The organism is Wenzhouxiangella sediminis (genome assembly GCF_003410055.1).
Taxonomy (GTDB): domain Bacteria; phylum Pseudomonadota; class Gammaproteobacteria; order Xanthomonadales; family Wenzhouxiangellaceae; genus Wenzhouxiangella; species Wenzhouxiangella sediminis.
On sequence record NZ_QUZK01000012.1, the window covers coordinates 1 to 12,067 of the forward strand.

12 protein-coding genes are annotated in these 12,067 nt (G+C 66.6%); 1 reads left to right on the forward strand and 11 read right to left on the reverse strand.

All coding sequences use genetic code 11. The features are described from left to right. Positions 1 to 133: 133 nt before the first annotated feature. Both DZC52_RS01600 and DZC52_RS01605 read right to left on the reverse strand, forming a co-directional pair. Complete coding sequence (locus DZC52_RS01600; RefSeq protein WP_116649371.1) at positions 134 to 583, reverse strand: hypothetical protein; 450 nt, start codon at positions 581 to 583, stop codon at positions 134 to 136. Next, positions 580 to 2,502: a CBS domain-containing protein gene (locus DZC52_RS01605; RefSeq protein ID WP_116649372.1), complete on the reverse strand. Its 1,923-nt coding sequence runs from the start codon at positions 2,500 to 2,502 to the stop codon at positions 580 to 582. Before DZC52_RS01605 ends, DZC52_RS01600 begins: the two co-directional genes overlap by 4 nt. Before the next feature lie 165 nt (positions 2,503 to 2,667). Here DZC52_RS01605 and DZC52_RS01610 point away from each other — a divergent pair, with 165 nt between their 5' ends. Further along, positions 2,668 to 4,356 (forward strand): AMP-binding protein, encoded by a 1,689-nt coding sequence (locus tag DZC52_RS01610; protein WP_116649373.1) that lies wholly within the window; start codon positions 2,668 to 2,670, stop codon positions 4,354 to 4,356. 21 nt (positions 4,357 to 4,377) lie between these two features. On the opposite strand, the gene DZC52_RS01615 is transcribed toward DZC52_RS01610, so the two are convergent. Genes DZC52_RS01615 through acpP form a run of 9 tightly spaced genes read right to left on the reverse strand, consistent with a single transcriptional unit; the run spans position 4,378 to position 12,051 of the window. Continuing rightward, positions 4,378 to 5,463: a DNA polymerase IV gene (locus DZC52_RS01615; RefSeq protein WP_281268735.1), complete on the reverse strand. Its 1,086-nt coding sequence runs from the start codon at positions 5,461 to 5,463 to the stop codon at positions 4,378 to 4,380. Further along, a complete protein-coding gene (locus DZC52_RS01620; protein ID WP_116649375.1) occupies positions 5,460 to 5,798 on the reverse strand; it encodes a PilZ domain-containing protein in 339 nt (112 codons plus the stop codon). Before DZC52_RS01620 ends, DZC52_RS01615 begins: the two co-directional genes overlap by 4 nt. A gap of 4 nt (positions 5,799 to 5,802) precedes the next feature. Beyond that, positions 5,803 to 6,753, reverse strand: a complete 951-nt coding sequence (holB, locus tag DZC52_RS01625) for a DNA polymerase III subunit delta' (protein WP_116649376.1) — start codon at positions 6,751 to 6,753, stop codon at positions 5,803 to 5,805. Then, positions 6,753 to 7,379 (reverse strand): dTMP kinase, encoded by a 627-nt coding sequence (tmk, locus tag DZC52_RS01630; protein WP_116649377.1) that lies wholly within the window; start codon positions 7,377 to 7,379, stop codon positions 6,753 to 6,755. The genes holB and tmk overlap by 1 nt, the downstream gene beginning before the upstream one ends. Next, complete coding sequence (gene mltG, locus DZC52_RS01635) at positions 7,376 to 8,374, reverse strand: endolytic transglycosylase MltG (protein ID WP_116649378.1); 999 nt, start codon at positions 8,372 to 8,374, stop codon at positions 7,376 to 7,378. The genes tmk and mltG overlap by 4 nt, the downstream gene beginning before the upstream one ends. Continuing rightward, entirely contained in the window at positions 8,362 to 9,180 is an 819-nt protein-coding gene (gene pabC / locus DZC52_RS01640; RefSeq protein ID WP_116649379.1) for an aminodeoxychorismate lyase, read from the reverse strand. Before pabC ends, mltG begins: the two co-directional genes overlap by 13 nt. Further along, the gene (locus tag DZC52_RS01645; protein WP_116649380.1) at positions 9,173 to 10,510 is read right to left on the reverse strand and encodes an aminodeoxychorismate synthase component I; all 1,338 of its coding nucleotides are present in this window, start codon (positions 10,508 to 10,510) and stop codon (positions 9,173 to 9,175) included. Before DZC52_RS01645 ends, pabC begins: the two co-directional genes overlap by 8 nt. Then, positions 10,507 to 11,754 (reverse strand): beta-ketoacyl-ACP synthase II, encoded by a 1,248-nt coding sequence (gene fabF, locus DZC52_RS01650; RefSeq protein WP_116649381.1) that lies wholly within the window; start codon positions 11,752 to 11,754, stop codon positions 10,507 to 10,509. The genes DZC52_RS01645 and fabF overlap by 4 nt, the downstream gene beginning before the upstream one ends. A gap of 57 nt (positions 11,755 to 11,811) precedes the next feature. Next, positions 11,812 to 12,051 carry an acyl carrier protein gene (gene acpP / locus DZC52_RS01655; RefSeq protein WP_116649382.1) on the reverse strand — a complete coding sequence of 80 codons (240 nt, stop codon included), beginning with the start codon at positions 12,049 to 12,051 and terminating at the stop codon, positions 11,812 to 11,814. Positions 12,052 to 12,067: the final 16 nt, after the last annotated feature.

Sequence of the window (12,067 nt, forward strand, 5' to 3'; positions counted from 1 at the left end):
TGATAAACTCCTGATTTACAGTACGTATCAATGGGCAGTTACACAAATCTCAGGACAGTCCCTTTTCTTTTTTTAATCTGTGTTCATCTGTGTTCATCTGTGGACAATTAAATCATTTGGCTCACTGCCCCCGTCATCCTCGACCGGCAACGGTTTCCCAGCGCGCAGAGATCAGCATCCACTCGCCGTCGTCCAGGCGCCAGCCGGTTTCGAGCCGGTACCAGCCCCCGGTGTCGGGGATCAGCCCGGTGCCGCCGGTGACCACGGCGTGCATGGTGGCGGTCGCCCGTTCTTCGCCCTGCAGCGCCACTTCGATATCCACCAGTCGCGCCTTGATCTGATCGTGAGCGAGCATCTCCCGGCGCAGCAGGAAGCCGGCGGCGCGGCGGTCCAGGCTGCGCGTGGCTGCGGTGAAATCCTCGGCGATCGGCGCCATGAAGGCCCGTGCGTTGCCTTCCGAAAGGTCGGCCTGCATGCCCTCGATGCGGTTGCGGATCTGTTCCTCGGCCGGGGGACGTTCTCCGCAGGCCGCCAGCATCACCCCGCACAGCAGGGCCAGGCCGGCGTTGCGCAGGCGACTCACTTGAGCTGGTCCTCGCTGAGATAGGACTCGAGCAACCGACTGGCGACCACGATCAGGTCGTACTCGGTGACCAGCCCGACGAGCTTGCCGTCTTCGACGACCGGCAGGCTGCTGAGGCGGTTGTCGCGCATCAGGCGTATGGCCTCGACCGTGGTCGTCTCCGGCGTGACCGTGATCGGATCGGGGCGCATGATATCCCGCACGGTCACCCCTTCGTCGCTACGATTGCCCCGGGCGATCAGACGCAGGAGCTGGCGGTGGGAAACCAGGCCGAGCAACTGGCCCGAGTCGTCCTCGACCGGCACGTGACGGACGTGGCGCCACTCCATCAGGCTCGCGGCGAAGTCGACAATGTCGTCCGGGCGCACGGTGAACAGGTCGGTGGCCATGAACTGACCGACGTGGCGGTAGCTGTCGCGCCAGTCCTGCTGATTGCAGAATCCGGCCAGCTCCCACTCCGAGACCGGCTTGCCGCTCTCGGAAAGATCCACCATGGACGACACCAGCGCTCTCAGTCGTTCGTGCTCGTTGCCCTCCTCGCGCATGCTCTCCAGGGATTCGAGCTGCCAGCGCGCGCCGGTACGACGGTTCTCGACGCGGCCCCGGATCACGCCCAGGTAACGGTCGATGTCGCGCTCGTCGATCCCCGCCTCGAAAAGGCCTTCCCGCGCCATGGGCAGCAGTTCGTCGAGGATCAGTTCCTGCGCGGTGACCTGGCGATCGTCGAACCAGACCTGCTGGGCCCGCAGTCCCTCGCGGGCGGCCGCGAGGAAGTTGCTCTTGACGTCGCTGAAGTTGAGGTGCTCCCGGATGTCCTCAACGGAGTTCGACAGGCGCGACATCATGCCGAAGAAGAACGCCGCATTGGCGACCTCGTCGAGCACGGTCGGCCCGGAGGGAATCACCCGGTTTTCGATGCGCAGGTGGGGCTTGCCGTTGTCGGAGATGCCGTAGCAGGCCCTGTTCCAACGGTAGACGGTGCCGTTGTGAAGGCAGAGGGCCCGCAGTCGCGGCACCTCGCCACGGGCCACCATGCCGATGGGATCCTTCTCGAATTCCGTGGTCAGGACGACACGGAAACGGGCGATATCTTCCTTGAAGATCTCGATGACCGACTCGTCGATCCAGTGATCGCCGAAGTGCACCCGCGGCTTGTGCCCGCGGGCGGCGTGCGCCTCCGAGCGGGCGTCGATGGAGTGCTCGAACACGGCGATGCGCGTTTCGTGCCACAGCCGCTTTCCGAGCAGGATGGGCGAGTTGACGCAACTGGCGAGCAAGGGGCCGGTAACCGCCTGGGCGATATTGTAGAGGTGGGCGAACTCCTCGGCCCCGACCTGGAAATGCACCTGGAAACTCGTGTTGCAGGCTTCCAGCATGAGGTTGTCGTGATTGATGCTGAGCTGGTCGATGCCCTTGATGGCGAAATTGAAATTGCTGCCCCTCAATCTGAGCAAGGCTTCGTTGAGTGCAAAGTACCGGGCGGTCGGAACCATCGCCTCCAGCGACATGTGCTCACGCGTGAGCGTGGGCAGGATGCCAACCAGGGCGATGCGGCTACCCACTGCCGAGGCCTTTTCGCGAGCAATGCCCAAAACCTCGTCGGCTTCCTTCTCCAGCTGGCGCAGGCAATCCCCGCCCAACTCCAGCGGCGAGAGGTTGGCCTCCAGGTTGAACAGGCCGAGTTCGTGAGTGAAACGCGGATCATCGATTGTTTCGAGAATCTGCATGGCGGTCAACGCCGGGCGGGAGGCCTGGTCGACCAGGAACATCTCCTGTTCGGCGCCGATCCGCCGGATGCCCGACTCGATCATGCCGGCGTCGAGCATGTCCTCGAGCGCACGCACTTCATCGAGCAGCGCCTTCATGAAGGCCCGGCGGGTCTGCTCGTCGGCGGTCTGTTCGACGTTCTGTTCGCCCATGGGACGCTCGCCCGAGGTAACTTCCCGGCGATAATAAACGCCCCTCGTGAAAGGGGCAAATGGCGGCTCTCACGGCCGCTGGTTAAAGCTTGTCTCGCGCTGCGACCTGTGCCAAGCTTTAGCCCTTGATGATATTGCAACGGAACGGATCGGAAGGGAGAATCCATGAGCGACAAGCCCTGGCTCAATGAGTATCCGGAAGGGGTGCAGGCCGAGATCGATATGGACGAGTTCGACTCGGTCGTCGACGTCATCGACAAGAGCTGCAACGAGTTCCGCGACAAGGTCGCCTACGTCAATTTCGGCGCAGAATTGACCTTCGGCCAGGTGGATCGGCACAGCGCAGCCTTCGCCGCCCGCCTGCAGGCCATGGGCCTGGAGAAGGGCGATCGCATCGCGATCATGATGCCCAACGTGCTGCAGTATCCGATCGCCGTTTTCGGCGCATTGCGCGCCGGCCTCGTGGTGGTCAACACCAACCCGCTCTACACGGCGCGGGAGCTCAAGCACCAGCTCAACGACTCGGGCGCCAAGGCGATCGTCATCATGGACAATTTCGCCTCCGTCCTCGAGGCCGTCATCGACGACGTGCCCATCGAGCACGTGATTCTCACGCGCATGGGCGACATGCTCGGCGGCCTCAAGGGCGCGTTTACCAACTTCGCGGTGCGCTATGTCAAGAAGATGGTGCCCGCTTACAACCTGCCCAACGCGCGTCCGTTCAACGCGGTTCTTCGCGAGGGCGCCGACGAACGCTTCCTGCCGGTCGAGCTCGGCCACGAGGATATCGCCTTCCTGCAGTACACCGGCGGCACGACCGGAGTGTCCAAGGGCGCCGTGCTCACCCACGGCAACATGGTTGCGAACATGCAGCAGGCCTCGGCCTGGCTGGGCGGTCGCCTGGATGTCGGCAAGGAAACCATCATTACCGCCCTGCCCCTCTACCACATCTTCGCGCTGACGGCGAACTGCCTGGTCTTCGTCAAGCTCGGCGGTCGCAACGTGCTGATCACCAACCCGCGCGACATGAACGGCTTCGTCAAGGAACTGGGCAAGGAGAAGTTCACCGCCATCACAGGCGTGAACACGCTGTTCAACGGCCTGCTCAACACGCCGGGTTTCGTAGACCTGGACTTCTCGAGTCTCAAGATGACCCTGGGCGGCGGCATGGCCGTACAGCGATCGGTGGCGGAGCGCTGGAAGAAAGCGACCGGTGTGACCCTGGTCGAGGCCTACGGCCTGACCGAAACCTCGCCGGCTGCCTGCATCAATCCCATGGATCTCGAAGAGTACAACGGTGCCATCGGCCTGCCCATTTCCTCGACCGAGTGCCGGGTCATCGACCCGGACGGCAATCCGCTTCCCGTGGGGGAAACCGGCGAGTTGTGTGTGCGCGGGCCCCAGGTCATGAGGGGCTACTGGAATCGGCCCGAAGAAACCGCCAAGGTGCTCGGCGACGACGGCTGGCTGCGCACCGGCGACATGGCGAAGATGGACGAAAAGGGCTACTTCTACATCGTCGACCGCAAGAAGGACATGATCCTCGTATCCGGTTTCAACGTTTACCCCAACGAGGTCGAGGATGTCGTGGCCGATCACCCGAAGGTGCTCGAAGTCGGCGCGATCGGCGCGCCGGACGAGAAGTCCGGCGAGGTGGTCAAGGTGGTCGTCGTCCGCAAGGACGACTCGCTGACCGTCAAGGAACTGCGTGAGTTCTGCCGCGAACAGCTGACCGGCTACAAGGTGCCCAAGTACGTCGAGTTCGTCGACGAGCTGCCCAAGACCAACGTAGGCAAGATCCTCCGTCGTGAATTGCGGGATCTCTACGGCGAGGCGCGAAGCTCCGAGGACTGATCGCGCGCCTCTCGGCCCGAATCAACCGAGCAGGTCGGTTTCGTCCGGCCGCTCGGCCAGCCCGGAGACGCCGACACCGATCAGGCGCACGGCGAATTGCCTTCGCCACCCTGCCCAGCCCTCGAGCAATTCCCGAGCGCCTGCGAGTATCTTGCGGGCGCTTCGGGTGTGCCCGCCCAGCGACTGGCTGCGCGTGATGGTCGAGAATCCGCTCGAGCGCAGCTTGATGGTGACGGTCCTGGCGTAGAGCCCGCGGTCGGCCAACCGGGAGGCCACCTTCTCGGCCTGCCGGGCCATCACCTCGACGAGCGCCTCGATCGAGTGAACGTCTTCGGAGAATGTGGTCTCCTGGCTGATCGAGCGGCGCACGCGTTCGACCTTGACTTCTCGCTCATCGATGCCGGCCGCGCGCTCGACAAGCTCCAGCGCGTGGTCCCCGAACAGCCCTGACAGCACGTCGAGACTCGTCCGGCGCAATTGCCCCACGGTAAAGACCCCGACATCGTGGAGGCGTTCGGCCGTGCGCGGCCCGATTCCCCACAGCCGTCGGATCGGCAATGGATCGAGAAAGCGCTGGACCCGGTCGGCCGGGATTTGCACCAGGCCGTCGGGCTTGTCGTAGTCGGAAGCGATCTTGGCCAGGAGCTTGTTGTGCGCCATGCCCACCGAGGCCGTCAGGCCGGTGGTCTCGGCGATGCGGCGCTTGAGCTGGCGGCCGAGTTCGGGCAGGGATTCGCCCCGATCGTGGACGCGCTCGCTGACGTCGAGAAAGGCCTCGTCGAGGCTCAGACCCTCGATCCGGTCGCTGAATTCGGCAAAGATCTCGAAGACCTGACCCGAGACCTCCCGGTAGCGCTCGAAGCGGGCGGCCACGAAAACGCCCGACGGACACAGGCGCCTGGCCCGCGCACCGGGCATGGCCGAGCGAACGCCGTATTGCCGGGCTTCATAGCTGGCCGCCGCCACCACACCGCGGCTGCTGCCGCCGCCGACCATGACGGGGCGTCCGCGCAGTTCGGGATGATCGCGCTGCTCGACACTGGCGTAGAAGGCATCCATGTCGACATGGATGATCGCCCGGCGGGAACGGGAAGGTGCCTGGCTCAGATGGTGCGCGTCGGCTTGTCGCTGTCGAGCATGCCCGCCAGCAGCGAGACGATGGTGCTCTGGGCCTGCTGGCCTTCGGCGCTGTCGGAGAACTGGACCCCGACGCCGCTGTTGGCGGTGTGGCGCCCGCCCGCCGGCGTCAGCCAGGCCACCTTGCCGGGAACGGCGATGCGCTCCTCGCCCATCAGTCCGAGCAGGATGAGCACTTCGTCGCCGAGTTGGAACTGCTTTTTAGTGGGGACGAACAACCCGCCGTTGATCAGAAACGGCATATAGGCGCCGTAGAGCTCCTGCTTGTTCTCGATGTTGTAGGAGAGAATGCCTTTCTGGGCCATGGACTCACTTCCGCGCCGTTTGGGACGCTTCCCATTCTAGCAGCCAACGCCCCAGAAGCAGGTCCTGTCGGACGACGCCGCGCTCGGCTTCGCGATGCCCGTCGAGCGCCATCTGCCAGAGGCGCGCCAGCGTCCGGCGATCGACCGCCTCGGACAGGCGCCGACCGGTGGGTTGCCAACTGCCGGCGCCGCTGGCGCGCGCCATGATGACCGCCAGCCAGCGCGCCAGCCACAGCCAGGTGGCGACCGGGTCGGCCTGCCAGCGCTCCAGCACCTCACCGTGGGGGCGCCCTTCGACCAGATCGTCGAGGATCGACATTCCGGACTCCAGGCCGCCGGAGACGAGCATGTCGCGCGCGGCCAGCGGGGCGCCCGCGCTCAGTTCCAGCGCCGCCTCGCGATCGGCCGGTGCGGCATCGGGGCAGGCCTCGGCCAGCCAGGGCGCGGTCGTTTCGGGGTCGGGCGCGCGCAGGGGCAATTGCTGGCAGCGCGAGCGGATGGTGGCGGGCAGTCGGGCCGGTTGCTCGCTGAGCAGGATCAGCCAGGCGCCCGGGGGCGGCTCCTCGAGCGTCTTCAGCAGGGCGTTGGCCGCATTGCGGTTCATGGCGTCGGCCTGCGGAATCATGCCGACCCGGTTGCTGCCCAGCGAGGCGGTCAGCTGCAGGCGCTCGATCAAGCCGCGCACCTGGTCGACGCCGATGCCCTGCTTGTCTTCGGGGATCTCGACGACGAACAGGTCGGGATGGGTTCCCCCGTCGAAAAGGCGACAGCTCTGGCAAGCGCCGCAGGCGCCCTGCTCGTCCGGCTGGCTGCACAGCAGCAACCGCGCCAGCCAGTCGCCCAGCTCGCGCTTGCCGATCCCGCGCGGGCCGTGGATCAGCGGCGCGTGCCCGAGGCGCTGGCCTTCGATTCGATCACGAAGCGTTCGACAATGAGTCTCGAGCCAGGGCAGCATCAACTCCACTTTGCCTCCAATGCAGTTTCGATGGCGGCCGACACGTCCGGCAGGGGCCGGGAGGCGTCGATGACGACGAATCGGTCGGGTTCGCGCTCGGCCTGGCGCAGGTAAGCCTGCCGGACCCGTTCGAGGAAATCCGGCCGGCTCTGCTCCATCCGGTCCGGCCCCCCTTCCCGGCCGCGTATGCGTTCCATGCCGAGCGCCACGGGAACGTCGAGCAGCAGGGTCAGGTCGGGCCGCAGATCGGGGTGGACCAGGTCGGCAAGGGCTTCGACCGCTGCGTCTCCCAGCTGGCGGCCGGCGCCCTGGTAGGCGCGGCTGGCGTCGGTGAAGCGGTCGCAGACGACATCGGTTCCGGCCGACAGCGCCGGCCGGATGACGCCGGCCAGGTTCTCCTGCCGCGCGGCGAACATCAGCAGCAGTTCGCTCATCGGCGTCAGCGTACCCGTCTCCGGATCGAGCAGGAGCTCCCGGATACGCTCGGCCGCGGCGGTCCCGCCGGGTTCGCGCGTGATGACAACCTCGCGGCCCTTTCGTGACAGCCATTCGGAGATGGTCCGCATGGCCGTCGTCTTGCCCGCGCCTTCGCCGCCTTCGAGCGTGATGAATCGTCCCCGCGTCAAGGCCGCCCCCTTATGTAGCGATCCACGGCGGCATTGTGCTCGGCGAGGGTGTCGGAAAACTGGTGGCTGCCGTCGCCCCGCGAGACGAAATACAGCGCCGTTCCCTCGGCGGGGTGGGCCGCCGCCAGCAGCGAGGCGCGGCCGGGCAGCGCGATCGGGGTCGGCGGCAGGCCATGGCGGGTATAGGTGTTCCATGGATGGTCGGTGCGCAGGTGAACCCGGCGCAGCCGGCCGTCGAAGTCCTCACCCAGGCCGTACATGACCGTCGGATCGGTCTGCAGCCGCATGCCGCGCTCGAGCCGTCTCACGAACACCCCCGCGATCCGGTCACGCTCCGCCGGCTTCCCGGTTTCGCGCTCGATCAGGGAAGCGAGCACCAGCAGCTCGTAGGCGTCGTCGAGGGGCAGCCCGACATCGCGATCCGACCAGGCTTCTTCCAGCGCCGCCTCCATCGCCGTGTACGCGCGTTCCAGCAGTGCCAGGTCACTCGAGCCGCGCACGAAGAAATACGTCTCCGGGAGAAACCGGCCCTCGGGCTCGCAGCCCGGGCAACCGAGCTGCTGCATGAGCCGTTCCGGGCTGTAGTCCGCCGCGACCTTGCGCAGTCGCGTATCCATCGTGAGCGCGGCGCGCATCTCGCTCACGGTCCAGCCCTCGACGATCGTGAAGCGATGTTTGCGGACCCGGCCGGCCTCGATGGTCTCGATCAGGCCCATGACGGAAGTGCCGGGCTCGATGCGGTACTCGCCGGCCTGAAGGACGGGAGATTCGAGGCGACCCAGGAGGCGCCAGCGCCAGTCCAGCCGCGTGACACCGAGCGACTCGAGCTGACGGACCATGCCCTGGAAACTCGTTCCGCTGTCGAGCCAGAGATTGACCTCACCGGCCCGGGTAAGCGGCCGCTGACGGAACTGCTGCCAGTCGAGCAGCAACCAGCCCGCCACGCCAGCGCCCAACACCATGGCCAGGCCGATGCCGATGATCAGTCTTCGCATTCGAACAGTTCGTCCCAGAGTCGCTGCCAGCGCCGCAGCTCGCCGGGGATCGCCAGGCGGCGATCGTCGAGGCGTTGCGCGGGCCGGATACCGGCGACCGAGTTTATCACCATGACCGCTTCGGCCCGGCCCAGGTCTTCGGCCTCCAGTTTCGTTTCCCGAAGGATCACGCCGAGCCGCTCGGTCAGTGCCTGCAAGCCCACGCCCGCCACGCCCGAGCCCGGTCGGGCCGGCGTGACGGCCAGTCCGTCGACGACGACGATCAGGTTGCCGGCGATGGCCTCGACAAGCCGGCCATCGATGTCGAACAGGATCGCCTCGTCCACGCCGGCCCGGCGCGCGTGCTCCGCGGCGAGTACCTGCTCGAGGCGGTTGCCGTGCTTGATTCCCGCCAGCGGCCCGCCGACCGCCAGACGAACAGGGCTGGAGTGCAGCACGATCCCATCGCGGCGCGCCGAGGCAAGCGCCGCCGGCCAGGGTCGTCGCAGCAGGATGCGGCGCGGCACGGGCCTTGATGGCGGCTCGTAGGCCCGCCCGCCGCTGCCGCGCGTGATGCTGATGCGGACCACGCACCTGGACCGGCCCTCTGCCAGCATGGCGCACTCGGCCGCGAGAACCCGCTCGTCGGGCGGCGGGATCAGCAGGCGCTCACAGTCGCGCGCGAGCCGGCGCATGTGCAGCTCCCACAGCGGCGCCCGCCCGCCGACGAAGGCGATGGTCTCGAACTGGTGGTCGCCGTAGAGCAGGCCCCGGTCGTCCGGAGGCACGCAGTCGCTCGCCCTTCCGTCGATGAGCGCCTCAACCATGACCAATGGCGTTGAGCAGGCCGCGGGCCTTGTCTTCGGTTTCGGCCAGCTCGGCGGCCGGGTCGGAATCGGCGACGATCCCCGCCCCGGTCCGGAAGCTGATCCGCTCGCCGCCGACGACCATGGATCGGATGAGGATATTGAGATCCATGCGCCCGTCCAGGCCGAGGTAGCCCAACGCGCCCGTGTAGCAGCCGCGGCCCTGCCCTTCGAGCTCGGCGATGATCTCCATGCACCGGACCTTGGGGCAGCCCGTGATGGTGCCGCCCGGGAACACCGCCCGGATGACGTCGGCCGCGCTGGCGCCGTCCCGGAGCTGGCCACGCACATTCGAAACGATGTGGTGCACGTGGGCGTAGGACTCGACGACCATCAGCTCATCCACTTCGACACTGCCCACGCGGCACACCCGGCCCAGGTCGTTTCGCTCCAGGTCGATGAGCATGATGTGCTCCGCCCGCTCCTTGGGGTGCGAGACCAGTTCGCTGGTCAGGCGGCTGTCCGCTTCCTCGGAGAGACCGCGCGGCCGGGTCCCGGCAATCGGCCGCGTCTGGACGACACGCCCGTCGACGCTCACCAGCCTCTCGGGTGACGAAGAGACGACCGTTCCGCCGGGCAGCCTGGCCAGCGCGGCGAAAGGGGCGGGGTTGGCGCCGGCCAGCGCCCGGTAGATGGCGGCGGGGTCGATCGGCGCTCGACCGACCGCCTCCCAGCCGCGTGAGAGATTGACCTGGAAGACGTCGCCGGCCCGGATGTACTCGCGAATGCGCTCGACCCCGGACTTGAAACGCTCGCCGGGGTCGGCGCTCAGCGCCAGGTCGGGCAGCGGGGCCAGCGGCCCGACGGCGCCCTCCCCGGCCGACGCCACTTCCTCCAGCGCCGCGGCCAGCTCCGCCTCGTCCTCGGCCACGACCCAGCATCGATCATCGAGATGATCCTGCAGCACGGCCGATCGGCAGCGCTGTGCCAGCGCGACGGGCAAGCCGTCGGTCGCCGGCGGGAGCTTCAGGCCCGGTTCGACTTCTCCGGCCAGCTCATAACCGAGATAGACGAACCAGCCGCCGCAGAACGGGAATCGCGAATCGCCCTGGCCCACGCTTGCCCGGCCCTGCCGGTCGGCCAGTTCGTCCAGGAAGCCGGATCCGGCCTCGAGTTCGGATGGGTCGAGCACCAGCGGCTTCTCGTCGGCGGCGCGAAGCAGCAGCGACCAGCGGCCGAGTTTCCCGGCCGAGGCCGAGCTTGCGAGCAGGAAACTCCAGCGATCGGGATAGCGGCGATGAACCGTGAGCAGCGACGGAGCAGTCGCCAGCTCACGCGCCAGGCAGGTCATTCAAACCGTTTCAGCAGCAGCGTACCGTTGGTGCCGCCGAAACCGAAGGAGTTGCTCAAAGCCACGCGGATCGGCTTTTCGCGCGCCTCGTTGGGGACCAGATCGATGTCCCGGCACTCGGGGTCGACCTCGTCGAGGTTGATGGTCGGCGGAATGATGCCGTCCTTCAGGGCGAGAGCGGTGAAGATCGCCTCGACGCCGCCGGCCGCGCCGAGCAGGTGCCCGGTCATCGACTTGGTCGAGCTCATCATCAAGTCACCGGCATGATCGCCGAAGCAGGCTCGAACCGCCGAGCATTCGGCGCGGTCGCCCAGCTGCGTGGACGTGCCGTGGGCGTTGATGTAGTCGACATCGGCCGGATCGAGCCCGGCATCGCGCACGGCGGTTGCCATGCAGCGCGCCGCGCCCTCGCCGCCTTCCGACGGTGAGGTGATGTGATAGGCGTCGCCGCTCATGCCGTAGCCGGCGACTTCGGCATAGATCGTCGCGCCGCGCTTCCTGGCGTGTTCGAGCTCCTCGAGCACGACGATGCCGGCCCCGTTGCTGAGCACGAAGCCGTCGCGGTCCACGTCCCATGGGCGACTGGCCTTCTCCGGCTCGTCGTTGCGCGTCGACAGCGCCTTGGCGGAGGTGAAACCGCCGTAGGCCGTCGGCGTGGTCCCGAACTCCCCGCCGCCGGCCACCATCACGTCCGCATCCCCGTAGGCGATGATGCGCGCGGCATCCCCGATATTGTGGGTCGCGGTCGTGCAGGCGGTGACGATGGAGATGTTCGGACCCTTGTAGCCGTACTTGATCGACAGGTTGCCCGCGATCATGTTGATGATCACGCCGGGCACGAAGAACGGCGAGATCCGGCGCGGGCCGTTGTCGAGGTAGGTCTTGTAGGTCTGCTCGATGGTCGAGATGCCGCCGATCCCCGAGCCGATGGCCAGCCCGATTCTCTCGGCGTCATGCTCGCTGTCGGTCAGCCCGGCATCGGTGATGGCCTGCATCGCCGCGGCCATGCCGTAGTGGATGAAGGTGTCGCACTTCCGCGCTTCCTTGGGCGAAAGATACTCGGTGACGTCGAAGCCCCGAATCTCGCCGGCGATCTTGGCCGGAAAGCGCTCTGGATCGAACGCTTCCAGCGGGCCGATGCCGCTGCGACCGTTGCAGATGGCATCCCAGGCGCTGGCCACGTCGTTGCCGACGGGCGACAGGCAGCCCATGCCCGTTATCACGATGCGACGGTCCCCACGCATGTGCGACTCCGTTATCCGATTGCCAATGACTGTTCGAGTAGACCCTGCAGACGTCGATTACTTGTCGACGTTGGCCTTGATGTAGTCGATCGCCTGCTGAACGCTGGTGATCTTCTCGGCCTCTTCGTCGGGAATTTCGCACTCGAACTCTTCTTCGAGCGCCATGACCAATTCCACCGTGTCCAGCGAGTCGGCACCCAGGTCATCGACAAAAGAGGCGCTGGGGGTCACTTCCTCTTCCTTGACGCCCAGCTGTTCGATCACGATTTTCTTGACGCGTTCTTCAATGCTGCTCATTGGTGATTTCCTCGTT

Coding starts and splice junctions, on each gene's coding strand:
- DZC52_RS01605 (WP_116649372.1), bottom strand. CDS start 2,502: ATGGGCGAACAGAACGTCGAACAGACCGCCGACGAGCAGACCCGCCGG.
- DZC52_RS01610 (WP_116649373.1), top strand. CDS start 2,668: ATGAGCGACAAGCCCTGGCTCAATGAGTATCCGGAAGGGGTGCAGGCC.
- DZC52_RS01620 (WP_116649375.1), bottom strand. CDS start 5,798: ATGGCCCAGAAAGGCATTCTCTCCTACAACATCGAGAACAAGCAGGAG.
- holB (WP_116649376.1), bottom strand. CDS start 6,753: ATGCTGCCCTGGCTCGAGACTCATTGTCGAACGCTTCGTGATCGAATC.
- mltG (WP_116649378.1), bottom strand. CDS start 8,374: ATGCGAAGACTGATCATCGGCATCGGCCTGGCCATGGTGTTGGGCGCT.
- pabC (WP_116649379.1), bottom strand. CDS start 9,180: ATGGTTGAGGCGCTCATCGACGGAAGGGCGAGCGACTGCGTGCCTCCG.
- DZC52_RS01645 (WP_116649380.1), bottom strand. CDS start 10,510: ATGACCTGCCTGGCGCGTGAGCTGGCGACTGCTCCGTCGCTGCTCACG.
- fabF (WP_116649381.1), bottom strand. CDS start 11,754: ATGCGTGGGGACCGTCGCATCGTGATAACGGGCATGGGCTGCCTGTCG.
- acpP (WP_116649382.1), bottom strand. CDS start 12,051: ATGAGCAGCATTGAAGAACGCGTCAAGAAAATCGTGATCGAACAGCTG.